Origin of the sequence: Streptomyces sp. NBC_01384, from assembly GCF_045040035.1 — a bacterium.
GTDB lineage: Bacteria > Actinomycetota > Actinomycetes > Streptomycetales > Streptomycetaceae > Streptomyces.
The window spans coordinates 381113-404345 of the sequence record NZ_CP109559.1 but is presented as its reverse complement, the minus strand read 5'-3'; the positions used below and the strand labels follow the sequence as shown (position 1 = coordinate 404345).

The 23233-nt window shown below is 68.7% G+C and carries 22 protein-coding genes and 3 pseudogenes; 8 read left to right on the top strand and 17 right to left on the bottom strand.

All coding sequences use genetic code 11. From position 1 onward, the window contains the following. The first annotated feature begins 84 nt into the window (after positions 1-84). The 4 genes from OG747_RS01540 to OG747_RS01525 are packed head-to-tail and all read left to right on the top strand — an operon-like array spanning position 85 to position 4637. Positions 85-2265 (top strand): MMPL family transporter, encoded by a 2181-nt coding sequence (locus OG747_RS01540; RefSeq protein ID WP_405877026.1) that lies wholly within the window; start codon positions 85-87, stop codon positions 2263-2265. Further along, a complete protein-coding gene (locus OG747_RS01535; protein ID WP_405877024.1) occupies positions 2262-2570 on the top strand; it encodes a hypothetical protein in 309 nt (102 codons plus the stop codon). The genes OG747_RS01540 and OG747_RS01535 overlap by 4 nt, the downstream gene beginning before the upstream one ends. A gap of 5 nt (positions 2571-2575) precedes the next feature. Next, positions 2576-3253 (top strand): response regulator transcription factor, encoded by a 678-nt coding sequence (locus OG747_RS01530; RefSeq protein WP_405877022.1) that lies wholly within the window; start codon positions 2576-2578, stop codon positions 3251-3253. Continuing rightward, a complete protein-coding gene (locus OG747_RS01525; protein WP_405877020.1) occupies positions 3234-4637 on the top strand; it encodes a sensor histidine kinase in 1404 nt (467 codons plus the stop codon). Before OG747_RS01530 ends, OG747_RS01525 begins: the two co-directional genes overlap by 20 nt. Positions 4638-4746: 109 nt before the next feature. Here OG747_RS01525 and OG747_RS01520 read toward each other — a convergent pair whose 3' ends face one another. From OG747_RS01520 to OG747_RS01460, 13 genes and pseudogenes are all read right to left on the bottom strand, one after another. Continuing rightward, on the bottom strand, positions 4747-5064 hold the full coding sequence (locus tag OG747_RS01520) for a DUF4387 domain-containing protein (RefSeq protein WP_405877018.1): 318 nt from the start codon (positions 5062-5064) through the stop codon (positions 4747-4749). A gap of 3 nt (positions 5065-5067) precedes the next feature. Next, positions 5068-6429 (bottom strand): acyclic terpene utilization AtuA family protein, encoded by a 1362-nt coding sequence (locus OG747_RS01515; protein ID WP_405877016.1) that lies wholly within the window; start codon positions 6427-6429, stop codon positions 5068-5070. A gap of 48 nt (positions 6430-6477) precedes the next feature. Next, positions 6478-7803, bottom strand: coding sequence for an MFS transporter (locus OG747_RS01510; protein WP_405877014.1), 1326 nt, complete (start codon positions 7801-7803; stop codon positions 6478-6480). Between the two features lie 87 nt (positions 7804-7890). Next, the gene (locus OG747_RS01505) at positions 7891-8604 is read right to left on the bottom strand and encodes a GntR family transcriptional regulator (RefSeq protein WP_405877012.1); all 714 of its coding nucleotides are present in this window, start codon (positions 8602-8604) and stop codon (positions 7891-7893) included. A gap of 264 nt (positions 8605-8868) precedes the next feature. Beyond that, complete coding sequence (locus tag OG747_RS01500) at positions 8869-9273, bottom strand: hypothetical protein (protein ID WP_405886069.1); 405 nt, start codon at positions 9271-9273, stop codon at positions 8869-8871. A 151-nt stretch (positions 9274-9424) separates the two neighbouring features. Continuing rightward, positions 9425-9691 (bottom strand): annotated as a pseudogene (locus OG747_RS01495) (hypothetical protein); the annotation flags it as partial. Beyond that, a complete protein-coding gene (locus tag OG747_RS01490) occupies positions 9601-9894 on the bottom strand; it encodes a hypothetical protein (protein ID WP_405886067.1) in 294 nt (97 codons plus the stop codon). The gene OG747_RS01490 and the pseudogene OG747_RS01495, both read right to left, overlap by 91 nt. 127 nt (positions 9895-10021) lie before the next feature. Then, complete coding sequence (locus OG747_RS01485) at positions 10022-10456, bottom strand: HIT family protein (RefSeq protein ID WP_405877010.1); 435 nt, start codon at positions 10454-10456, stop codon at positions 10022-10024. Beyond that, a complete protein-coding gene (locus OG747_RS01480) occupies positions 10453-11064 on the bottom strand; it encodes a fumarylacetoacetate hydrolase family protein (RefSeq protein WP_405885409.1) in 612 nt (203 codons plus the stop codon). The genes OG747_RS01485 and OG747_RS01480 overlap by 4 nt, the downstream gene beginning before the upstream one ends. After that, positions 11037-11312, bottom strand: coding sequence for a hypothetical protein (locus OG747_RS01475; protein WP_405877008.1), 276 nt, complete (start codon positions 11310-11312; stop codon positions 11037-11039). Before OG747_RS01475 ends, OG747_RS01480 begins: the two co-directional genes overlap by 28 nt. Positions 11313-11346: 34 nt before the next feature. After that, a complete protein-coding gene (locus OG747_RS01470) occupies positions 11347-12015 on the bottom strand; it encodes a hypothetical protein (protein ID WP_405877006.1) in 669 nt (222 codons plus the stop codon). A 554-nt stretch (positions 12016-12569) separates the two neighbouring features. Continuing rightward, entirely contained in the window at positions 12570-13100 is a 531-nt protein-coding gene (locus tag OG747_RS01465) for a TetR/AcrR family transcriptional regulator (protein WP_405877004.1), read from the bottom strand. Positions 13101-13126: 26 nt separating this feature from the next. Continuing rightward, entirely contained in the window at positions 13127-13600 is a 474-nt protein-coding gene (locus tag OG747_RS01460) for a nuclear transport factor 2 family protein (protein ID WP_405877002.1), read from the bottom strand. Positions 13601-14418: 818 nt separating this feature from the next. On the opposite strand from OG747_RS01460, the gene OG747_RS01455 reads away from it, so the two are divergent. Both OG747_RS01455 and OG747_RS01450 read left to right on the top strand, forming a co-directional pair. Continuing rightward, positions 14419-14871, top strand: coding sequence for a helix-turn-helix domain-containing protein (locus tag OG747_RS01455; protein WP_405877000.1), 453 nt, complete (start codon positions 14419-14421; stop codon positions 14869-14871). A gap of 749 nt (positions 14872-15620) precedes the next feature. Beyond that, positions 15621-16022: pseudogene (locus tag OG747_RS01450) on the top strand (carbohydrate binding domain-containing protein); the annotation flags it as partial. 112 nt (positions 16023-16134) lie between these two features. Here the strand turns inward: OG747_RS01450 and OG747_RS01445 are convergent. The 3 genes and pseudogenes from OG747_RS01445 to OG747_RS01435 form a co-directional block, all read right to left on the bottom strand. Next, positions 16135-16974, bottom strand: a pseudogene (locus OG747_RS01445) (IS110 family transposase); the annotation flags it as partial. Continuing rightward, positions 16956-17333, bottom strand: a complete 378-nt coding sequence (locus OG747_RS01440) for a histone-like nucleoid-structuring protein Lsr2 (protein ID WP_405885408.1) — start codon at positions 17331-17333, stop codon at positions 16956-16958. The pseudogene OG747_RS01445 and the gene OG747_RS01440, both read right to left, overlap by 19 nt. A gap of 587 nt (positions 17334-17920) precedes the next feature. Beyond that, on the bottom strand, positions 17921-18229 hold the full coding sequence (locus OG747_RS01435) for a hypothetical protein (protein ID WP_405876998.1): 309 nt from the start codon (positions 18227-18229) through the stop codon (positions 17921-17923). 1365 nt (positions 18230-19594) lie between these two features. On the opposite strand from OG747_RS01435, the gene OG747_RS01430 reads away from it, so the two are divergent. Further along, positions 19595-21118 carry a GMC family oxidoreductase gene (locus OG747_RS01430; protein WP_405876996.1) on the top strand — a complete coding sequence of 508 codons (1524 nt, stop codon included), beginning with the start codon at positions 19595-19597 and terminating at the stop codon, positions 21116-21118. 463 nt (positions 21119-21581) lie between these two features. On the opposite strand, the gene OG747_RS01425 is transcribed toward OG747_RS01430, so the two are convergent. Further along, complete coding sequence (locus OG747_RS01425; protein ID WP_405876994.1) at positions 21582-22616, bottom strand: helix-turn-helix domain-containing protein; 1035 nt, start codon at positions 22614-22616, stop codon at positions 21582-21584. A 233-nt stretch (positions 22617-22849) separates the two neighbouring features. Between OG747_RS01425 and OG747_RS01420 the strand changes: the two genes are divergently transcribed. Further along, the gene (locus OG747_RS01420) at positions 22850-23194 is read left to right on the top strand and encodes a transposase (RefSeq protein ID WP_405876992.1); all 345 of its coding nucleotides are present in this window, start codon (positions 22850-22852) and stop codon (positions 23192-23194) included. Positions 23195-23233 lie beyond the last annotated feature (39 nt).

Below are 23233 nucleotides of genomic sequence, written 5' to 3'. Positions count from 1 at the left end.
GCGAATCGAAAGGTTGGCGCTCCTAGCTTCGGCGGGCGTCGCCGGTCTGTCCGTGGATCCGGCCTGTTCTCGGAGGTGGATCTCGTGGAACGCTTCGCCGCGTTCGTCATGCGGCATCGGATAGGGCTGGCCCTGGCCTGGGTCGTCGTGACCGTGGTCGGGGTGCTGATGGCGCCCCATGTGGCCGATCGTCTCAAGAGCGGCACGACGGTCAACACGGCCAGCTACCACGCCAACGCCGCACTGCAGAAGGAGTACGGCGGGGTGAGCGCCAACCCCAGCGTGCTGGTCGTCGACCTGCCGCACGGCACCACCGCCGACAGCCCCGCCGTCAAGGCGGGTCTCGCCGCCGCCGACAAGGTCGCCGCGTCCGTGCCCGGGGTGCACGACCTGTCGTACGCCGGCACCGGCGACCGTGCCCTGGTCGGCACCGGTGGAACCTCGACCCTGGTGATGGTCTACCCGCCGCAGCAGGGCACCGAGGTGGCACCGCCCGTGCTGGACTCGATGAGTTCCGCGATCACCCACGCGGTGCCCGGCACCACCGTGCACCAGACCGGCATCGAGCAGCTCAGTGCGGGCGGTTCCAGCTCCGGGTCGAGCGTGCTGACCGAGATGCTCGTCGGCGTCGGGCTCGCCCTGCTGGTGCTGGCCTGGGTCTTCGGCTCCACGCTCGCCCTGCTTCCGCTGCTGGCCGCCATCGTCTCCGTGCTGACCATGCAGCTGGCCATCTGGGGGCTGACGTATGCCACCAACATCGCCATCAACCCCTCGGTGCAGTTCATCGTCGCCCTGCTGGGACTGGGCCTTTCGGTCGACTACGCGCTGCTGCTGGTCAACCGCTGGCGCGAGGAACGCGACCAGGGCGCCGACAACAAGCAGGCCGTCCTGCGGTCATTGCACCGCGCCGGGCACTCGGTCGCCTTCAGCGCGCTGATCGCTTCCCTCGGCCTTTTCGCGCTGATTGTCGTGCCCGTCTCATTCCTCCAAGGGGTCGGTCTCTCCGGCCTGTTCATCCCCTCCATCGCGGCGCTGGTGGCGCTCACCACCATCCCCCTGTTGCTGTCCACGATCGGGCCGCGCCTGGACAAGGTCCGCCTCCGCCGACGCAAGAGCACCGGACCCGGAACGATGTGGACGCGCACCGCACGCGCCATCGTGGCCAGGCCCAAGACCGCGGCCCTGCTGGGAACCGCGATCCTGGGCACCCTGTGCGCCTTCGGGCTGACCATCAACAGCGCCGCCCCCGCCTCCACCTCGCTGGCCGCGAGCGGCCCGGCGGAACAGGGACTCAAGGCCCTGCAGCACGACGGGTTCCCCACCGGGGCACTGACCTCGATCCCGATCAAGCTCCCGGCGGGAACCGACCCGTCCGCCACCGCCGCGACCCTGCGCGGCCTGCCCGACATGCACGGTGTGCTGGTCGCCGACAGCCCGGCCTGGCACCACACCACCAGCTCGGTCATCATGGCCCTGCCCAAGACCGAGATCGGCACCGCACACCCGGGAACCGCCCTGGCCGAGCTGCGCACGGCGGCCCCGCACAACTCGATGATCGGCGGCGACCTGGTCCAATCCACAGACGTCGCGCACATCATGTCCAGCTGGTTCCCGGTGCTGTTCGCCGTGGTCGCCCTCGTGACCTTTGTGCTACTGGCCCGGGGCATGCGCTCGCTGCTCCTGCCGGCCAAGGCCGTCGTCCTCAACCTGCTGTCGGTCGGCGCCGCCTACGGCGTACTGGTCCTCGTCTGGCAGCACGGCTGGGGCTCCAACACCCTGTGGGGCATTCCCGCGACCGGGTCGATCAGCCCGTTCGTGCCGATGCTGCTGTTCGGGTTTCTTTTCGGGGTCTCGATGGACTACGAGGTGTTCATCCTGGCTCGTATCCGTGAGGCGTACGACCGCACCGGACGTACGAACGACGCCGTGGTCGAAGGGGTCAGCCGCACCGGCCGGCTCGTCACCAGCGCCGCCCTGATCCTGTTCCTCGCCCTGCTCTCGCTGTCCTCGACCCCGGACGTGACCATCAAGATGATGGCCACCGGTATGGCAGCGGGCATCCTGATCGACGCCCTGGTCGTACGCACCCTGCTCACCCCCGCTCTGGTGGTTCTCTTCGGCCGGGCCAACTGGTTCCTGCCCGCCTGGGCCGCCCGTCTGCTGCGGGTCAGGCCCGCCGCCACCGGCGAAAAAGCGGAACACCACGACCGGGACGACGCCGGCACGCCCAGCCCGGCAGGCCCCCATGCCTCCATGCATGCTTGAGTCATGCGTACCGTGATCGAGAACCGCGTGGCCGCGGGTGCGCCGCCTACCTCACGGTCGGCGGCACCGCCCGGCGCCGCGTCGCCCGCGCCGTGGACTGCCGCCCGAGGCCCACCGGACCGGTCACCGCGCACATCACGGACACGCTCGCGGGCCTGCGGGTCCCCACGGGGAAGGCACGGCTGAACATCGCGCCTCCCGACAGCCACGCACCTGTCCTCCAGCTCTCCATCCCGCACACCAACAGCCTGTCCAAGACCGCTGCCGCACCGGCCGGCACCCGCTGCTCCCACACCAAGGCATAACCCCCATGCGTATCCTGGTGATCGAAGACGACGAAGCCCTCGGCGCGTCCCTGACCTGGGGACTGCGGGCCGAGGGCTACGCCGTCCAACTGACCGCCGACGGCTCCGAAGGACTGTGGCAGGCCACCGAACACGACTTCGACCTGATCATCCTCGACGTCATGCTCCCCGGCCTGGACGGCTACCAGATCTGCACACGGCTGCGCGAGGCCGGGAACTGGACGCCGCTCCTCATGCTCACCGCGATGGACGCGGCCCTCGATCAGGCAGAGGGCTTGGACCTGGGCGCTGACGACTACCTCACCAAGCCCTTCGAGTATCCCGTCCTGCTCGCCCACATTCGCTCCCTGCTGCGGCGCGGAGCACCCCCGCGCCCCGCACTGCTGCAAGCCGGCGACCTGACGATGGATCCGGCCACCCGGACCGTACACCGCGACGGCCGGGCCATCGCCTTGACACCCGGCGAACTCGCGGTCCTGGAGTACCTGTTGAGGGCGGAGGGCCGCGCGGTGTCCAAGAGCGAGCTGCTGGAGCACTGCTGGGACGCGGCCTCCCAGGCCGACCCGGCCGTCGTCGAGGTCCGCGTCCATCACCTGCGCCGGAAGATCGACCAGCCGTTCGCCACCCGCACCATCGAAACGGTCCGAGGATCGGGGTACCGCATTGACCCGCAACGCACCTAGACGCGGTTCGCTGCGCCTGCGGCTCACCCTGCTGGCCACCCTCGCCATCACCATGACCGTCGCGATCGTCACGGCCGTCCTCGCGTTCACCCTGGTCACCTCCGTACGGTCCAACGTGACCACCACACTCAACGCCTACGCGGACTCCGTCGGGCAGTCCGCCACCGCCGAGCGCCTGCCGACCACCCTTCCTCCCTCCCCGGGCGATGCGACCGTGTGGGCCCAGGTCGTGGACTCCTCCGGGACCGTGATCGCCTCGACCGCCAACGTCGCGGGCCAGCCCGCCCTCTACACACTCCCCTCCGGCCGCACCACACCCCAGCCCGCGCCGGGTTCGTCGTCCGGCCGCGGGGACGAACGGGTCATCGCGCAGCGCTACGTCACCGGCACCGAACCCGTCGTCGTCTACGCCGGCGGCTCCACCCAACTGCTGGCATACCTGGACCACGACCTCCAAGGACACCTTCTCTACCTTCTGCCTGTGGTCCTTCTGGGTGCCGTCGGCGTCTCCTGGCTGCTGATCGGCCGCACCCTGCGCCCGGTCGAACGCATCCGCGCCGAGGCCGCCGAGATCACCGGCAGCGATCTGCACCGGCGCATCCCCGAACCCGGCAGCGATGACGAGATCGGTCGCCTCACCCGCACCCTGAACGGCATGCTCGACCGTCTCGAGTCGTCCGCCGAGCGCCAACGGCGCTTCGTCGCCGACGCCTCCCACGAACTGCGCACACCCCTCGCCGCCGTACGCACCTCCATGGAGGTCGGGCTCGCCCACCCCGACCAGGCCCCCTGGCCCGAACTGGCCACCCGCGCCGTGACCGAGACCACCCGGCTGCAACGCCTGGTCGAAGCACTCCTGCTGCTGGCCCGCTCCGACGACGACACCCTGCTGCGCCACCGCGTACAGGTCGACCTGGCCACGCTCACCCAGGCCGCCATCGACGCCGCACCGGCCCGCGTCCCCGTCGCAGTCCATGCCGCGGAGAACGTCCGCGTCACCGGCGACCCGGACCAGCTCACCCGCCTGATCCGCAACCTGCTCGACAACGCCGACCGCCACGCCGCGCACACCATCGAGGTGACCCTGACCACTGACGGCCCGGCGACCGCAGTCATCCGGGTCGCCGACGACGGCCCCGGCATCCCGCCCGCCGACCGCGAGCGCGTCTTCGACCGCTTCGTGCGCCTGGAGACGGCCCGTACCCGTCACGCCGGCGAAAGCACCGGAACCGGCCTGGGACTGTCCATCGCCCGCGACATCGTCACCGCTCACGGCGGAACCATCACGGTCACCTCAACGGTGCAGCGACACGACGGGCAAGAACGCGGAGCCACCTTCACGGTCCGCCTGCCCGTCGCCGGCCCACCATCGGAAACCGCGTGACCGGCGCAGCCGAAACCGTCAAGGAATGGTCAGGTTCAGCGGGGCGGAACCGTCAAGCAGCAGAGCTTTCCCGGGGCTTCGCTCCCCGGCGAAGGCGTTGACCGGCGCCTCAGCACAGTTCGGGCAGTTTCATGGCCATCAGCGGGGCGTACTGCTGTCCGGCGTAGCAGTCGCTGTCGCGGAGGTCGCCCTGGATGGTGGGGCGGGGGAGGGAGACCTTCACCGCGAGGGCGAGGGGGTGGTTGACGACGAGGACCTGCTCCTCGTGCGTGCCGAAAAGGCCGGCGAAGAGTTCCCGGTTGAGGAAGCCGGTGTCGACGAGGGCCTGGTAGGTGTGCTCGTCGTGGCACATGAAATCGAAGGTGAGGGTGAAGGGCCCGGCGTTCTTGGAGCGGACCAGGGAGCAGTAGTCGAGCAGGGTGGCCATGGGTTACAGCTCCTCGGTGGTGGTGCGGAAGAGTTCGAAGGGTGTGACGCCGGTGGCGACGTGGTTGAGGGTGAAGCGGTAGAGCGGGCCGCGGTCCATCTCCGGCGGCGAGTACGGGTAGGCCAGGGTGGAGACCAGCCCTTCGTACTCGGGGATGGGCAGATGGCTGCTGGCGTGGGCCACGAAGGTGGAGATGGCGTGTGCGGTCGCCTGGTCCGGGGCGGTGACCGTGATGAGCACGCCGATCTCGGCGGGGTCGAGTTCGTCGGGTTCGTGGTCGGCGAGGACGGCTCCCGCCCCGTAGAGGCGGTAGTTGATGTCGACGGTGCCGGGGTCGACCTGGCCGTCGAAGACGTCGAGGATCTTCTCTTCGAAGTACTTCTCGGCGAACGACAGAAGGTCGGGCAGGCGCTGGATGACGACTGTGTCGCGTACGCCGCCGATGATGACGGTCTGGTAGCCGACGAGCTCGGCGCCTTCCAGCTTGTTGGTGTAGCCGTCCGCCGGCACGTACCGGGCGCCGCGGACGCGGACGGTCTGCTCGTCGACGGCCTCGTAGGTGGCGTGTGTGGTGTCCAGCGCGCCGGACGGCTCCAGGATGTGGAACGGGTCGGCGTTCTCGTACAGGGTGTGGGCGGCGACCGAGCGCGGGGTGAGGCGGCTGCCCTCGGCGAGCGTGGTCACGTCGAAGTGGTCGTCGCGCAGATGCACGAGCAGGCCGTTGGCCGAGGGCGGTATCGCGCATGCGGCGCCGCATTCGACGGTCTTGGCCATGTGCCAGGTCAGGCCCGGCTCCGCACCCTGCATGTGTGGCAGCGCGGCGAACAGCGCGGTGTCGCTGGCCCGTCCGGCGAGGATGACGTCGCACCCGTCGGCCAGGGCCTGCTGGATGGGCTCCACGCCCATCATGGCGACGGTGTGGCTGCGCGCGAAGAGTTCGCGGTCGAGTTCCGGGGCGTTCGGCAGCGGCCGGATGCGGTCCTCGTCGTACAGCTTCTGGAGGCGCTCCGCCGGTTGGTCGCAGTAGATCAAGCCGAGCCTGAAGTGGAGGGCTTCTTCGGCTGCGATGGCGCGCGCGAGCCCCGCGACCCAGTCGACGCCCGCGTCACGGCCGCTGGTGCCGCAGGAGCCGATGATCAGCGGTACCTGGAGCCTGTCACGGGCCTTGAGCAGTAGACGCAGGTCCCGCATGACGGCCTGGGCGGAGAGTTTCGGGGTGCCGGAGCCGAGGGCCGCTGGACCGCTGTCGGTGGATCCGGCGTCGCAGGCGATGACATGCGGGCGGGCTTCGACGCCGCGGTGGAAGGCGTCGGCGTCGAATCCGGCGCCGAGGGCGCCGGTGGGAGTGAGGATGCGGAATTCCATGGGTGCTGTCTCTCTGTGCGTGCGGAAGTGGCCCCGCGCCCGCCTGGATCAGGCGGTCCGCGCGGAGGCGGCTGTGCGGCGGGCGAGGCTGGTGAAGACGGCGAAGGTGATTGCGGCGAACACCGCTGCGTTCAGGAGCATGGAGCGCCAGCCGGTCAGGTCCATGGTGATGCCGAGCAGGGCCGGGCCGAGTGAAATACCCGATGCGGAAGCGATGGTGTACAGGCCCGTGTACGCGCCGAGGACCCGGTCGTTGGGGGCAAGGTTCCACAGGGCGACCAGGGCGACCAGGGCGTTGACGGCGAAGACGGCGTAGCCGACGGAGGAGATCGCCATGGCGGCCGCGGTCATGGACGCGTTGGGCGCGGCGAAGCCGGTGAGCAGGCCGGCGACGAACAAGGCCACGCCGCGGCGGATGGCGCGGACCTGGCCGACGCGGCTGGACAGGTAGGCGATGGGGACGACCGCGATGAGGAAGGCAATGGCGCCGGGGAGAGCGATGGCTCCGGCCTGGCCTCGGGACATCCCCAGTACCTCGATGCCGTACGGGGTGGTCATGGCGCGCAGCGCCGACCACATGCCGGCGAAGCAGAAGATGCCCACCATCAGCAGCCGGGAGCGGCTGGGGTCGCGGACGACATCCTTGATGACCGCCCAGGACGAGGCCGACTCGTCAAGCCCGTGGGCGGCGGCATCGGGCTCCGCCTCGTCCTGGGCGGGCAGGCGGCGACGGGCGTGGTCGCGGCCCGGAAACCAGCTGGCCAGTCCGATGGCGATGAGCATCACCAGCGGTGGGATGGCGAAGGCGGCCTTCAGGCTGTGGTCGACGACCAGCAGGCTGATGAGCGAGGAGACGACGATGGTGAGACTGACACCGGCCTTGATGAACCCCTGCGCTTTGCTGCGGTTGCCCGCGGCGACGTAGTCGGACACCAACGTCTCGGTGACACCCTTGAACGCGTTGGCCGTCAGGCCGAAGCACACGACGCACATCATCAGGGCGGGCAGACTCGTGGCCCACGGAATCAGTGTGAAGGGGATCGCGGCCAGACACGCGCCGGCGACGATGATCGGCCACCGGCCGAAACGATGCCGGGCCCGGAGGTCGGAGAAGCGCCCCATGACTGGCTGGACGAACACACCGAAGGCGGTGTCCATGCCCATGATCAACCCGATCAGGGTCGCGGACGACAGGTACCCACGCAGTTGCGCCGGCACCTGGGCCTCGTAGAAATTCCACACTGATTCCTGCGCGAAGATCGCGATCGCCACCCAGGCGCCGGCGCCGGCGCTCATCCGGGTGGGGGTGATGGCCACCTTGTTCAGGGTGGTCGGCGCTCCGCCTGGGGAGGGCGGACGCGTGTCGTGCATCATGGCGGCTCCTTGCCATATGCTATAGCAATGATGCTGTCGGCCGACCGCCTCCCGCGCGGGACCGGCGAGCGGGGGCCGGGAGGGCGATCAGATGCTGGAGAGCTGGATCAGCGCCTCGCGGTGGTGATGCATGGCGAGCTGCTCGGCTCGTTCTTCATCCCGGTCCAGGAGGGCGTCGAGCAGGTCGCGGTGTTCGCGGTAGCGGCGGCGGAACGCTTCAGCCCGCTCGGGGGCGAGCTTCATGGTCAGGTCCAGACGCTCCTCGTCACTGAAGGCGCGGGCCTGGTGCAATAGCCCCTCCAGGACGGGATTGCCGACGGAGGCTTCCACCTGGTGGTGGAACTGCCGCAGCATCCGGAAGAGGGCGGTGAGCGGGTCGGTCACCGCAGCATCCGCCCCCTGCTGAGCCAGCACCAGCTCCAACTCCGCGACCAAGCCGTCGGCCCGGTCCAGCAACTCGGCCAGCTCGGCGAGTTGGGCATCGGTGGCGTTGCGAGCGGCGAGGCGGGCCATGAGGGCGGAGAGGCGCACTTCGGCCTCCACGACCTCTGAGCGCGCGGCGGGGGGATGGTCCGCGATCCGCAGAGCCCGGGTACCGACCCGCTCCACGACCTTCTCGTGCACCAGCTGGCGCAGCGCTTCGCGCACCGGGGTGGGGCTGACGCCGAGGCGGGCGGCGAGATCGCGCTCGGTGATCTTCTCACCCGGGCGCAAGGTGCCCTCGCGCACCGCGTCACGGAGCCGCTGATAGGCCTGGTCGGCCAGTGACGCGGTCTCCATGGGACCGAGGGGGTTACGCATGGCCGTAAGCGTGGACCCTGCTATAGCAAACAGTCAATAGGTTCGTTGTGAGGTGTTTTCCGGGACGTTGCAAGTGGACCTCCCCGCTTCCCGGGACGAGAGACTCGCCGGCCGGGGTCCCTTTCGCGGGCCCTGGCCGCGCGCACGATCATGGAGACCACCGAGACAACCCCGTTGAGCCCTCGTCGGCATCGGCCCGGACCGCCAGTGCGGTGAACACCCGCTCGCACTGATCCGAACGAAACCGCCGAGGTCCATGCCCGTTCAGCTGGACAGCGACAGGCCGTTGAGGAGCACTTTGGCCACGTTCTCGGCGTAGAGCCGCACGCGCGTCTCCTCTGTCGACGTCAGCTCCGGGTTCATCATCGAGGCGAGCGCGATCTGGCCGTAGAGCGCGGAGCCGCCCGAAGTGAGCAGGAAATAGAAGGTCTCGTAGGGGACTTTCTTGATTCTGCCCTGGTCGTGCGGGAGTTCAAAAACGGGGATGAAGCGCGACCTGATGGGCTCGATGTAATGGTGGTAAAGATAATCCAGACGATCCGTGGCGGCCGCGCCTTCCAACGTGACGAGGCGAGCCAGGTAGGGGCGTGTTGCCGAGTACTCGATGAAATTCCGGATCAGCATTCTCAACCGCACCATAGGGTCGGCTGCTTCGTCGTCCGCGGCCACCGGGTAATCCACCAGAGGGCGAAAGGCCCTGGGAGTCCTTGTCGATCTTCGGTAGCTCCGAAAGCCCGAGCAGCAGGTTGGCCTTGAAGCCCTCGACCACCGTCTCCGGGTACCACGGCGGCTCGACGCCCATGAGGTAACCGACATAGCGCCAGTGATGCATCATCGCTTCCACGTCGGCGTCAGTGGGACGGTAGCCGAGCAGCTTCAGCTGCATCCCGGGGGCGAACGAGCTGAGCAGCAACGTCCCGGTCCGCGCGAACTGGCTGATGGGCATGCCCAGTCGGTCCCGGTCCCACTCGGGGTGCGGTAGCAGGGTGTGACGGATCATCGAGTGCAGGGTGCGCACGAGCACCGCGGAGCGGCGTCCCACGGCACCGGGCTCGGTGGTGTCGGTCCAGAGACGGGAGGTCTCCAGAAACCGGCGAACGCCGATCCGCCGGTGTAGGCGCCGGTCAGCGCGAGCGGCTTGGCGACGGTCTCCAGACCGTACGCGTTGAACGTCGACATGCCGAAGTACGGGTACAGCTCCTTGTACCGCCGGAAGACCTCCGCACCGTGTTCGACCTTGTCCCAGTCCACCCACTCGGGATCGGTGTTGATCTGGTCGAACAGTGCCACCAGCTCCGGGGATGGATCGCTGACACTCTTGATGCCGCTGTGCAGTGCCAGCTCGACGTCCTTTCGGGCGCGGGACCTGCCCTTGGGCGAGGCGAAGGAGGCGTCGATATAGGCGTCGCCCAGCCGGTCACCGGTTGGCCAGTTCGCCGGCCAGATCGCGGGCGACGCGGAGAGCGGCTGCTTCGTCCGCCAGGGATGCGTCGCGGCGCATCAGTGCTGTGGGGAACGCCGCGCCGCGCAGGTCCGGCAGGGGCGGGCCCAGCAGAATGTGGGTGTGCGGACTGCCCTCGCCGAGGGAGTAGGTGTAGACACGTTCCGAGTCGGTCACCCGCGTCACCGCCGCACTCAACCGGTGGAGAAGCGGGCCGAGTTCGCCGGCCTCGGCGTCGTCCAGATCGGCGAGTCCCTCGGTGTGCCGCAGCGTCTGGACAGCGACCCAGCCCGGTGCCGGCATCGCCGGGTGCATGGACACTCCCCAGTGCCCGGTCCGCACCAGCGAGCCGGGATCCGAGTCCGTGAGCGCCGCGGCCCGTCGGCAGAGAACGCATCCGTCGCTCGTCATTCCCCCCCCTGCCGAGTCCCGTCCTGGGGCGGAGCGATCGTGCTCGTCAGCGTGCCGATCCTGGCGAGGGTGACCGACACCACGTCGCCCGCCGTCAGGAATCGCCCGTCCGCGACGCCGGTGCCGCCCGGGGTTCCGGTGAGGAGCACGTCACCGGCTTCCGGGGTCAGGAACGAGCTGACGTACGCCAGGAGTTGAGGGACCGAGAAGATGAGCTCGGCCGTCGAGGAGCGCTGGCGTACGACTCCGTTGACCTCGGTGGTGAGGGCCAGCGCGGCGTGCAGGCGCAGTTCGTCCGTGGTGAGCAGGGCGGGCCCGAGCGGTTTGAAGCCGTCGAAGCCCTTGGCGAGGGCCGGGCTGGCCATCGGCAGCGCCGGATTCTCTCCCGCCTGGACGTCTCGCGCCGAGAGGTCGTTGGCGACCGTCCCGCCCGCGACGAAGTCCCAGGCGTTCGCCTCTGGAATGTCGCGGCCGGTGCGCCCGATCACGACGGCGAGTTCACCTTCGTAGTCGACCCGCTTCGGCGCGGAGTCCGGCAGCCGGACGGCGGTTCCCGGGGAGGTGACGGCGGAGCCGGGTATCAGGTGGAAGCGGGGACGGGCGGGCAGGGGGCTGTCCGTCTCGGCCGCGTGGTCCCGGTAGTTGAGGCCGATGACGACGATCTTGCCGGGACGCCGTACCGGAGTGCGATCGTGGCGTGCTTCCGGCTGATCTCCTTGCGGATCCGCAGGCCTCGCACCTCTGCCAGCCTGCCCGCGACGATGAAGTCCTCCAGAGATCGGCCGGGGGCGTCGAGGAGTTGCAGTGCGTCGGGACCGACCCGTGCGAGGCCGTCGCCGGTCTGTGCGAGCAACATGGTGTGTCTCCGTTCCTCCGTGCTCGGCGGTTGCTCAGCCCTTGGCTGTTCCGCAGTCGCCGGCCGACCGACCCATGACCTGGTCCACGAGGGCGTCGGTGTCCGCCGGGCAGGTGTCACCGCGCCAGGCGACGATGCCGTCGGGGCGTACGAGTGTGATGGCGAATCCGTACGTCCGGCAGGCGCCGTCCGCGCCGATCCACTCCTCGTCGAGGGCTATTCCCCGGGTTCGGAATGCGTGGGCCAGAGCCCCGCTGTCCACGGCGGGGGCGAGGTTCAGCAGGGCGAAGTGCCCGCGGAAGAGGTCGAGGACGGATCTCCCGTCGGCCAGCGCGACATGCGGGGCGCGATGCCCGGGGTGGGCCGTGGGCACGTACTCCTCCGGGTTCTCGGGGAGTTCGGGGAGTTCGGGGTTCCCGTCGGAGACGATGAGGGGCGACTGCGGGTAGTGCACGCCGAGTTGGACGCCGAGGGAGCGCCACTCGGTCTGGCGGGTGGCCACGATCCGCTCGCCGGCCAGGTCGCGCGTCTCCTTCTGGGCCGGGTCGTCCAGTGCCGGGTCGTCCAGTGCCGGGTCGTCCAGTGCCGGGTCGGGCAGGATCGCGTTGTCCGCACGGTAGTTGTGCCAGGCACGGCGGACGATGCGATCCGCACGTCTTCGCCCTTGACGCTCAGCGTGGAGCCGTTGCGGTCGTCGGTCCACGTCAACGCGGGGGTGCTCAGGCGGAGGAGGTCCGTGCCGATCTCGACCTGGGCGAGGGGGCGGATGTACTCCGTGGCGCGCGAGGTGCCGGTCGTCGTGACTAACCTGCCGCTTCCCGTAGGCGCGCCGCTGTCAGATGCGGTGCCGTCCAGGGGTGCCGGAGAAGCGCCATTCTGATGCGATTGATGCAGGTGTCATCGCACCTACTGGTCGGCCTCGCCTGGGCGGCGCCCGTACCGCCGGCGCGGCGGAGGTGGGGAGACCGGTCCGATGGTGTGCCACCGAACTACGCGAAGGCGACTGTGACACGAACGAACTCGTCCACGGCCGGGACAGACGAACTGCAAAGAGGCCACGCGCCGCCTCGGGTGTCCCCGGGGGCTGGTGTGAACATGGATGACTGGATTCGCCACGCGCCCGAACTTCCCGCCGTCTGCGTGCGTTTGGCAGGCCACATCGTCGGTGTCGACGAGGCCGAAGAGTGATTGCCGGGAGCAATGCCTGCCCAAGCACGAAAGCGTCCTCCAGTGCTTCGAGGCGGGGCTGGTGGCGGGTCAGCGAGCGGTGAGGACGTGTGCCCACGGCTCATCGATGTCGGCCAGACCCAGCACGGCGACCACGTTGTCGAGCATTCCGGCGCCGAACCAGCGCCGCACCGCGTCGTCGTCGCCCAGCAGTTGCTGAACGGTGTCTACCTGCTTTGCGTAGCACCGGCGCACGGCCTGTGCCACCAGTGGCTCGCCGGTGGCACAGTTCGCGTGCATGAGGAATCGCAGGATGTTCCGGTCCGCGACGAGCGCGGAGTAGGCGTCGCGCACCGCGTCCAACGCCGCCTCACCCGACGCCGGTGAGTGCGCGGCCAGGGTTTCGGTCATCACGACGGACACATGGTCGACCGCCGCCGCGAACAGTGCCTGCTTGTTCGGGTACAGGCGGTAGAGATACGGCTGGGAGATGCCGACCCACTCGGCGATCTCGTGTGTCGTCGTGCCGTAGAAACCCTTTTGCGCGAAGCAATCGATCGCGGCGGCCATGATGGCCTGACGTCGTTCGTCACTCTTCGTGCTGGTACCGGCGGCGGGCATGGGCGTCAGTCAAACACGGGTACCCCTCAGCCTCCAAAGTTCACGCTGAGGTCAGGGTCGGACGGCACATCGTGGGGTGTGAGCGCCTCGATCGCCACCAGCGGGTTCCAGTAGTCCAGGTAGTGGGTGATGCGCGCGTCGTCATCGGTCCGGACAACGGAGATGCACGTCTGCTCGTACGGCTTGCCGGTCGGCACCGCAGTGCCCGTCGAGCGGAACTCGGCGATCACGAGACTCGGATCGACGGTCTCGTGGAACACCAGGTCGATGAACTCGACGTCAAAGTTCTCGGGGAAGTGACTCATGTGCGCGAACAGTGCATCTCGTCCCGATATCACTTGAGGTACGCCGTCCGGCGCGTACGGGAACTCGAGCACCGCGTCCGGGGCGAACAGTGCCACCCATTCGTCGACGCGTCCTGCGGCGGTGAGGCGCAGATGCTCGGCCACGGCGTGCTGGGCGGCGGCGCGGCGGCGGGCGTCGTCTTCCTCGGCTGTCATATCCACTCCTGCATTAGTGGTCGACCTATAACCTACCATTCCATGGAGACCGTCGCCGGTGGTCGTGGGGGAGTTGGCGCCGGCGGATTCTGGTCCGGATCGCGAAGAGGTCGGCGCCAGAGGGCTGAGCGGGTCGTGGTCCGGTGGGCGGCCGAGATCGAGCGTCCGGCCGGGGCGGACTGCACGCCGGGCCGCCAGGACCGACCCTCGGCAGGCTCGACGCGTGGCGCCCGACTCGTCGGCGCTACTGGGTCGTTGATGGCGTTGCAGTTGGTTGTCGTCGACGTGGCCACCGCGAGCTGGGGCCGCTTAGGTTCGGATCCACAAGCCGCCTATGAGGTCGTCGACCACCTTGTTCGAGGGGCCGGGGCCCAAGGTGGCCTGTCTGTCGTCGAGTGGGCCCTGGCGCTGCTCGCTGTGCCTCGCCATGAGCCTCAACTACCTGGACCATGCCGTCCAGAGGGGCATCCCGGCGACGGCCGAGCCGACCGTGTTCACCAAGTTCCCCAGCTCCTGTCGGGGCCGTCAAAAATGTGCCACTGCCGCCGGGCTCTGTCGGCTGGGAGACGGAACTGGTGGCGGTCGTCTCCCGGACCGCCTATCGCGTCGACGTCGACCGGGCAACGGGACCACGTGGCGGGTCTGACGGCGGGCCGGGACCTCTCCGAACGGCAGTCGGACGGTTCTCGGCAGGCGGACCGTGGCCGAGGTCTGGAGCTCGTCGAAGATGCGGGCTCTACCGGGACATCGACGGCATCGAGGTGCCCGATCACGGTCGCCCACGCACGCTCCAGGTCGGTCAAGTGAGCTTGTTGTCGATGTCGAGCGAGACGACGATCGATCGCAAGCTGGCGATGAGCTCAGCGATGGAGTCGGCGCAGGCATCGGTGTGGTCCTCGGCGCGGCTGATCGCACAGATCCGGATGCATGCGACCGCTTACGCCGATGTCGCCGCCATCGCGCTGTTGGCCACCGATCTCGACGCGGCCGGTGATTTCGTACGACGTGAACTCGGTGAACTCGCAGCCCGCAGTGCATCGATGGAGGCTTTGCGGACCACGCTGTACCACTACATCGGCGCGGAGCGCAGCCTGCTGGATGTCGCGCGGCGCCTGCATGTGGCCAGGGGGACCGTGACGTACCGCGTGAGGCGGGCCCAGGAGGTTCTTGGCCACGGCCTCGACGACCGCCGCTTCGCGCTCCACACCGCCCTGGCACTCGCCGAGGAACTCGGGGACGCGGTCCTCCTGCCGCCCGACATCGAGAGATGAGCCCGGTGGGCCGGTCACGGCCCGGACCGACCCGGCAGGCCAACAGGCGACGCGCTCGGTCGCAGACATGGGCGGACCCGCGCCGCTCCTGACGGAATCGGCGCGGGTCCTGGACCGAAGGCCGAGGATTTCAGACCGGCCCGCGTCAACGCCCGGTCGACGTACGGCTGTCCCTGACCTCACGGGCGTAGGGCGTGGCTTCCCCGGGCGCGGCGCCGACTGAACCTCCGGAGCTGTCCCTGCGTATGAATTCCGCAGGGACAGCTCCGGTCTCTGCCATGGGACGGAAGGAGAGCACCGTGCCCACACCGCCTGCGTCCGACGCACCGGACGACCGCACCGCGCTGGAGCCCATCCACGTGCTGCGCCCGCGCCGCACCGACGCGCTGGCCCAGCTGCTCGACGAAATACGCCAGGACAAGGACTACCGCAGCCACGTAGCCGTGGCCGCACCCGTCCCACACACCCCGACCGACGGCGAGACAGAGGAACTCCCGCCTGTCCCCGGCGGCAAGACGGAGGAACTCCCCGCACCCGACGGCGACACCCGCCTGCCGCGTCCCGTAGACCGCCCGCGCCTGGGGCCCGGACAGCGCCGGGCGGCCGTGGTGATTGCGGTCGTCGCGGCGGCCGTCGTCGGCTTCGGCTGCTCTCTCCTGATCCCCAGCCCTATCAAGGCCACCCCGACCGCTCCCTCGGCGAGCGCGTCGGCTGCCCCGACATCGGCCGCCCCGGGCGCGGTCGGGGTTGCCGACGTCCTGACCAACCCCGGCTTTGAGTCGGGCGGCCTCTCGCCGTGGAGCTGCGCCGGCCACCCGGGCTCGATCGTTTCCTCCCCCGTCCACGCGGGCTCCAAAGCCCTCCAGGGGAGGGTGAGTTCGAGCGATACCGCGCAGTGCAACCAGACCGTCGCGGTACGGCCGAAGACCACCTACTCACTCAGCGGCTGGGTCCGCGGCTCCTACGTCTACCTGGGCGTGAACGGCGGCGTCTCCACCTGGACCACTTCCCCCTTCGGATACAGCCCACTGACCGTCTCCTTCACCACAGGCGCCTCCCAGACCAGCGCGACGATCTACGTGCACGGCTGGTACGCACAGGGCAGCTACTACGCCGACGACATCACCCTGAACGGGCCCGGTGGCGGCGGTCACACGTAGAGCCTGTCATCAAGTGATCCTGCGTGTTGGATCTCACGTCGGTGGACATGTCAACAGTCTGCCGAGATAGACAAGGCTCGTCGCCTCGTTTTCGATGCAGAACCTAACCGGTGGGCCGGGGTGGGGCGACTTCGTAGAGTTGGCCGTCGCGGATCAGGACCCACAGGACGTTGACTCTGCGGCGGGCGAGGGCGATCACGGCCTGGGTATGGCGTTTGCCCTCGGCGCGCTTACGGTCTTAAAACGCCCGGGAGTTGGGGTCGTAGCGCACGCTCATCAGGGCGGACACGTAGAAGATGCGCTGAAGACCCCGGTGGTAGTGGCGCGGCCGGTGGAGGTTGCCGTTCCGCTTCCCGGAATCGTGCGGTGCGGGAGCCAGACCGGCGAACGCCGCGAGCCGGTCCGGACTGGTGAAGTCCGCCAGATCATTGCCCACCGCGGCGAGGAACTCGGCACCCAGCAGCGGACCGATGCCGGGCATGCTGGCCACGATCTCGGCCAGCTCGTGCGTCCGGGACCCGGCCTCGATGAGCCGGTCGACCTCGGCGACCTTCTCGTTCAGGGTCTCGACCTCCTGGGCGAGCGTCCGAACGAGCTGGGCGATCACCGCCTCCCCGGGAACGGAGGTGTGCTGCCGCTCGGCGGCCTCCATGACCTTCTTCGCCAGCCCGTCCGGACTGCGGACGCCGCGGGCACGCAGCCATCGGGTGAGCCACGCGACCCCGAGACGCCGGAGGGCTGCCGGCGTCTGATAGCCGGCCAGCAGGACCAGTGGTCCGTCGCTGGTCAGGACGAGCACGCGTTCCAGCGCAGGGAACATGCCGGTCAAGGCGGAGCGCAGTCGGTTGATGGACCGGGTGCGGTCGCGGACGAGGTCGGTGCGGCGGTTCGTCAGGAGCCGGAATTCGATGGTGGCCTCGTCCTTCATCTTCGTGATGCCTCGTAAGCCTCGCGGATGGCCGCAGGGATACGCCCACGATCATTTACGAGATAGCCGTTGGTGCGTGCCCAGAGGCGTATCGGCTCGTCTTCCGGACGAGGATCGAGCCTACGGGGTCTAGCAGACTTGCCGGGGCCTCTCCAGTCTCCCGAGGAGACCCCTTCCAGCCGGTCCGCTGCCTCTTGGAAGAAAGCGAACAACGAGGCGTATACGCCCTCCTCGGGACCGTATGCTTCAGCCCACGTTCCGATGGTTCCGTTGAGCGTGTCCAGAAACGTCCCGTAGAGACCGTCGCGCTCCGCGGCGATTGGCACCCACTCACGACGCCAGAACGGATAGTCAGGGTCTGCGGACGGCTGCATCTCCTCCAAGGCCATCTGGCTGAGGTAGACCCGCTGAATGTCCGTCAGGCCAAGAAGGAGATGGCCGCCGGGGATGGCTACCTCGCACCCCAGCGCCACCAGACACGATTGGCCATCGGGTTGTCTGCCGGCATCGATGTCGTTCGCCAGCAGCCACTGCCACATCTCCCGAGGCAGCTTCAGAGCCATGCGCAGTTCGGCTTCGCTTATGGCCGCCTGGCTCCCCGGGCCGCCGAGCGCAGCGAGAGCTTCAGGGTCGTTCCGCTCAAGCCACGCGGTTACCCGGCCCCACGCCTCTCGTACGTCTCCTGCCTCGTGCATCGGAGTTTCGCTCACGTGTGATCTCCACCCCGGCAGGATGCGCACATATGCGGAGCACGTCCACCCATATCGCTAGCTCTCAGGGAGCGTTGCCCGGTCTCCCGGACTGTGAAGTTGTCCTCTTGGTGAAGCGACGACCGCTGATGATCCATTGGAGAACCGTATGCGGGACCACTGACAGTGACTGACGCGGAACGCGTTTCTGCAGACCATCTACGGCGCACAGCTGGCCCCGCTGAGCACGCCACCAACTTCTAAAACGCTCACTAGGCGCGTACCGGGGGCAGGTCGTAGCGGCTGACGGCCAGGTACGTCTCAGGCGTCGCCGCTTCGAGGAGACCCGCGTCGCCCTCCAGATCAAGCTCCGGCTCCTGGGGACGGCGCAGCAGGTCGCTCCAGTCGCTCGTTGCACCCCGCTCGTAGGCATCGCGGAGCAGGGGGCGCAACCGGGGGCGGGCTTCCTCCTGCTGCTCGCGGAAGATCTGCCGCTGGGTGATTCGCGGTTCTTCCTGAGCGTCGTCGCTGAGCTCCTGGGTCGGCGATGGTGTCCCGCCAAGTGGTGTAGCAGCGATCACCGCGGAAGTGCAGGTCGTGGGCCAGATGCAGGCAATCGCCGACCGGATAGACATGACGCTGCGTCAGTTTGTAGCGCCCAGGGCGCGGCGCTACCGACTTTGACGCGACCTTCTCCGAGGCCAGGACCATGGGGTGCGCGCCGACCATCTCGGCCAAGCCTCGTACCTGACAAGCAGCCAGGTCAGCAGGGGCGTCGTGCAGGCTGATTGGGCACGTGACCTGCAGCTTCGTCGTGATCGTTGCTACACCACATTGCGGGACACGACCTCCCCAGGCCGCCCGCACATCCACGGCGTGCGAACCATTGTGCCCCGCAGCCCCCGGGGCTGATGCGTTCTCAGTCGGCGAGATGAGCTGATCGCCTGCGTACGCGCCGTCGTGGTCGGTTCGCCCAGTTCGGCAACGAGAGACGCGACCCCTGATGACCAGGGTTCTCGAAGCCTTTGGTCACGAACAGGCCGATTGCCTCGGGCCCTTGGACGAGGAGGCCGAGGCGGAGATGCGGCGCCTGCTTGGCATCGTTCCGATGGGGCGTCAGGTTTGGTCTCGTACTGCCGGCGACTGGGCTTGCGGCGACGCTACGGGCGCCGACCGTGCGGGGCTCCCTGCCGCGCTCTGTCACCGGTGAGCGTCTTGGTGGTCCACCTGCCGTCTGCGCTGCCGGTCCAGGTTGACGCGGCCGTCGGTGGGAAGGGGCCGTCACCTGTGGCAGGGCAAGAACTTGGTCGGCGCGTACGAGCAGCCTGCCGCAGTGCTGTGTGACGCCGACTGTCTCGCCACCCCTGCCCGCCCGTGAACGAACCGAAGCATGTGCTCCAACGTTGTCTTATGGCGCTCAGGTTCCGAACGGACGTCGCGGTGGTTCAAGTGCGTGCTGTGTCGGTTTTCCTAAGCTTCGACGGCAGAGGGAACACCCGGGCTGTTCCTGGACGGATACACACCAAAGACGAGAAACTCGTGAACCAAGAGAATTCCGGCCGCGTGGCCGTCATCGCAGGTACCGGCGCCGACATGGACATCCCCAACGGGGTGATCGGCAGTGTGCGGATCGCAGGCCCGCCGGATCAAGGTGATCGTTTGCCATCGGGTCACCTCGGTGTCCGTCAGCACCAGCAACGCCCACACCAGCAGGGGCGCGTGGCGGGCCTCCGTCCGGACAGCCATGCTCCACTGGAGCCCGCTCGCTGCTGATCAGCCGGTTCCACGCCTTCTGCGCGCCGAGCCCGGACGCGGCTGGGCGACCCACAGGGCTGACGCGAAGACAACCATCCTCACTTTTAGAACCCTTTAGCACATAAGCATAATCAGCTCCTTGATCGTCGAGGAGCTGATTTTCTGAAATCCGGTGGTCGGACAAGGCTGCCGTGGAAAGCGGAGACATGATGGGCAAGAGTCCTTATGACTATGTCGTGGTGGGAGCGGGGACAGCGGGATGCGTGATTGCCTCCCGGCTTTCGGAACGCCCCGGCGTGCGGGTGTTGCTGCTGGAGGCCGGAGCCCGGGACGCAACCGAGACGATGGCATCTCCTTGGGGTTTCCTGGGGTTTGACCCGTCATCCCTCTGGCTGGGCGCCTCGACCGTGCAGGCCGGTACAGGCAGGGCCGCTGACGTGCTGCGCGGCAAGGCGCTCGGCGGATCGTCGAGCATCAACGGCCTCTACCACCTGCGGGGGCACCGCTCCGGCTACGACGAATGGCCCGGCCTCGGTGCTCCAGGCTGGGGTTTCGACGATCTGCTGCCCTATTTCCGCCGCAGCGAGAGCACTCGCAGCCGTAATGCCTCCGTGCGGGGCACGGACGGGCCGGTCGCGGTCGCCCCGGTCCCGGAACCCCATCCCCTGGCCACGGCGGGCGTCGACGCCGCGGTGGAGGCTGGGTTCGCACGCGCCGATGACATCGGCAGCGGACTGGAGACCGGGTTCGGGTGGAGTGACATGAATCTGCCCGGCGGCGCCCGCCAGAGCGCGGCCGACGCCTACATCCGTCCGTTCCTCGACCGGCCGAACCTGGACGTCGTCACGGACGCGACCGTGCAGCGGCTGCGCACCACCGCGGGCCGCTGCACCGGCGTCGAGTACACCATCGGTGGGGAGCACCTGTCCGTCGACAGCGCCGAGGTGGTACTGACCGCGGGAGCCATCGGTTCCGCGCACCTCCTGATGCTGTCAGGGATCGGCCCGGCACAACACCTTGAGGAACACGGTATCGACGTCGTCGCCGACCTGCCGGGAGTGGGCTCCCATCTGCAGGACCATCCGATGGCGGGCGTGGTGTACGAGGCCATCCAGCCCGTACCGTTCATTCCTGCCAACCCGCCGGCCGAAATGATGGGCCTCCTGTACAGCGACCCCGCCGCGGCCCGGCCGGACCTTCAGGTCTACATCGTCGCCGCACCGCTCCCGTCGGCATGGGGCCAGCCGCCGGCCAACGGCTACTCCATCGCTTTCTCCGCGATGGCTCCGCACAGCAGCGGCACCGTGCGCCTGGCGGACGCCAATCCCGGCAGCGCTCCCGTCGTCGACCCCGGCTACCTGAGCGACGACCGTGACCTGGAGATCATGCGCAAGGGCCTGGCCCTGGCACGCCGCATCGGGGAGGCCGACGCGTTCGCCGACTGGCGCAAGCAGGAAGCGGTGCCGGGCTCCGGGACGAGCGGCGAATCCGTGGACGAGTTCATCCGCAAGGCCACCGGCCCCTACTTCCACTTCACCGGCACCTGCCGCATGGGAACCGACGCCGATGCCGTCGTCGACCCTGCGAACCTTCGCGTGCACGGAATAGCCGGACTGCGGGTCGCCGATGCCTCGGTGATGCCGTCCATCCCCTCGGCCAACACCAACGCGACCGTCTACGCCATCGCCGAACGGGCCGCCGAACTGCTCGACTGAGCCTTCTTCAGCGCCCACGGCGCTTCCACAACGCGCTCATCCCCGACGCCTGGATCGCCGGCAGCTGGTCGGAGTCTTCGACCAGCTGCCGGCATCCTGCTTGCCGAACTCAAGGCGGCCGGCGAGCTCGGCGGGTCCAGGCCCTGTGTGGACGGCTGCCACATACGGGCGGAAGTGGGGGGAGCTGACGCCGGTCCGTCGTCGGTCGGCCAGCGGAAGGCGGCTGGCAAACACCACCCAATGGTGAGCCACGGGGCGGTGGATCACCTCTCAGCTCGCCGGGAACCGCCGAGGTCCTGAAACGACCGAGGGCCCCGCGGGCAGCGCCGACGAGGTCACCCAGACCCGCGCCCTCATCGACAACATCCCGCCGCGGTCACATGCTCAGGCCGCCCACAGCGCCGCCCTGCCTTGCTTGGGACACGAGTAGGCGGCATCCGCTGAACTGCGGTCGTACCTTTGGTCACGCGCTTTCGGCCGGCCCGTGGCCCGGCGGGTGCCGGTTCGGCGAGAGCGAGGCTGCTCCGGTCGAGCGGGCGTACTCGGTGGGAGTCTGACCGTAGTGCTTCTTGAAGGTCCGGGTGAAGTGGCTGCTGTCCGCGAACTGCCAGTGTGCGGCGAGTTCCGAGATACTCAGGCGACCTGACGGCTCGGTGAGGGCGAGCCGGGCCTCTTGCAGTCGCCGGTGGCGGATGTAGGTGGCCACCTGCTCTCCCACCGCGGCGAATGCCCGGTGCAGCGTACGGACGGAGACGTTGAGTTCACGCGCAAGCATCGCCGGAGAAAGTTCGGGATCAGCGAGCCGGCGGTCCGCGAGGTCCTTAGCTGCCTGGGTGAGCGCGGGAGCCAGCCTGGGTTCTACGTCGTCGAACCGGCCCTTCGTCACCGCCTTGGCCAGCTCGATCAGGGCGGCGTGGGCGGCTTCCACACCGGCCGGGCCGAGGTCGGCCACGGTTATGTGGATCATGTCCGTGAAGGCCGTCAGCAGGCGTATCTCGGCCGAGTCCGCCGGCCCGGTGATGACCCGGTTCCCGAGCAGGGGTTTGAGCTCGCCGGGGGGCAGGACGAGGAACTTCGCCGTGAGGTGCGCCGTCGTCTCGAAGGCCGTCAGGCGCCCGAGGTGCCGGACGAGGAACTGCCCGGCCGATACGGTCTGGTCGCCGCAACCGGGCGGGCCGCCCAGAGTCCATGCGCCGCGCTGCACTACGTACATCGCCACCAGATCCTGATCGCCGCCCGGGACGTCCGCGGTCCGGGTTGCCGACGCGGCGTGAAGATCGGCGATCGCCGCGCCCTGCACCTTGGCCACGTGGCCCTTGACCCGGAAGTCACCGATCGTGTCCGGACTGAAGGCCGGCAGTTGGAAGACATCGTCGCCGATCTGCGTCTCCCACCCGCGCCGGAAGGCGTCGAGTCCCCGCGGTGCGGCGCCCGGGGCGGTCGAGTCCACTGATAACACCCCGCGCGCGCCGTCGACCTCCGCTCCAGTACTGTTCATCACTCTCCGATCCCTCACATTCATTGCTTCAACGCGGTGCTCGTGTTCCGTACGGACGTCGCCGTGGTTCATGTGGGCGCTGTGCCAATCTTCCTACAGACGGCCCGCATGGCAGCGGTCGAGGGGCACTGCAGGCCCGCACCGCCGGGGCCGGGCACGGCCGCCGTGAGATCCGCCGTCTGAAGGTCTGCACCGTCCGTCCCGGCCTGCTCTTCCCGCACGCTGTCCAGGCCATGCAGATCAAGCGCCGCCGCACCCACCACAAGACCGGCAAGGTCGAGACGAAGACCGTCTACGCGATCACCAGCCTCCCGCCCGAACAGGCCAGCCCGCCACAACTCGCCGAACTCGCGCAGAACCACTGGTCGGTTGAGGCCTTGCACCACATCCGAGACGTCACCTACGACGAGGACGCCTCACGAATACGCACTGGTGCCACACCCCGTGCCATGGCCACCCTGCGCAACCTTGCCATCGGACTCATGCGCCAAGCAGGCTGGACCAACATCGCCGCCGCAGTCGATCACTACCGGGCACGCCCCCAGCACGCGGCCGCCATGCTCCGGCTCACAGCCTGAGAACGCATCGCCCCTGGGCCGGGTGGGGATCTTGACCTC

Excerpts from the sequence above, each read along its gene's own strand:
- OG747_RS01425 (WP_405876994.1), bottom strand. The coding sequence starts at position 22,616 with ATGAACAGTACTGGAGCGGAGGTCGACGGCGCGCGCGGGGTGTTATCA.
- OG747_RS01440 (WP_405885408.1), bottom strand. The coding sequence starts at position 17,333 with ATGCAGCCGTCCGCAGACCCTGACTATCCGTTCTGGCGTCGTGAGTGG.
- OG747_RS01475 (WP_405877008.1), bottom strand. The coding sequence starts at position 11,312 with ATGTTGCTCGCACAGACCGGCGACGGCCTCGCACGGGTCGGTCCCGAC.
- OG747_RS01515 (WP_405877016.1), bottom strand. The coding sequence starts at position 6,429 with ATGGAATTCCGCATCCTCACTCCCACCGGCGCCCTCGGCGCCGGATTC.
- OG747_RS01505 (WP_405877012.1), bottom strand. The coding sequence starts at position 8,604 with ATGCGTAACCCCCTCGGTCCCATGGAGACCGCGTCACTGGCCGACCAG.
- OG747_RS01465 (WP_405877004.1), bottom strand. The coding sequence starts at position 13,100 with ATGCCCGCCGCCGGTACCAGCACGAAGAGTGACGAACGACGTCAGGCC.
- OG747_RS01530 (WP_405877022.1), top strand. The coding sequence starts at position 2,576 with ATGCGTATCCTGGTGATCGAAGACGACGAAGCCCTCGGCGCGTCCCTG.
- OG747_RS01455 (WP_405877000.1), top strand. The coding sequence starts at position 14,419 with ATGTCGAGCGAGACGACGATCGATCGCAAGCTGGCGATGAGCTCAGCG.
- OG747_RS01420 (WP_405876992.1), top strand. The coding sequence starts at position 22,850 with ATGCAGATCAAGCGCCGCCGCACCCACCACAAGACCGGCAAGGTCGAG.
- OG747_RS01520 (WP_405877018.1), bottom strand. The coding sequence starts at position 5,064 with ATGGCCACCCTGCTCGACTACTGCTCCCTGGTCCGCTCCAAGAACGCC.
- OG747_RS01485 (WP_405877010.1), bottom strand. The coding sequence starts at position 10,456 with ATGACGAGCGACGGATGCGTTCTCTGCCGACGGGCCGCGGCGCTCACG.
- OG747_RS01510 (WP_405877014.1), bottom strand. The coding sequence starts at position 7,803 with ATGATGCACGACACGCGTCCGCCCTCCCCAGGCGGAGCGCCGACCACC.
- OG747_RS01460 (WP_405877002.1), bottom strand. The coding sequence starts at position 13,600 with ATGACAGCCGAGGAAGACGACGCCCGCCGCCGCGCCGCCGCCCAGCAC.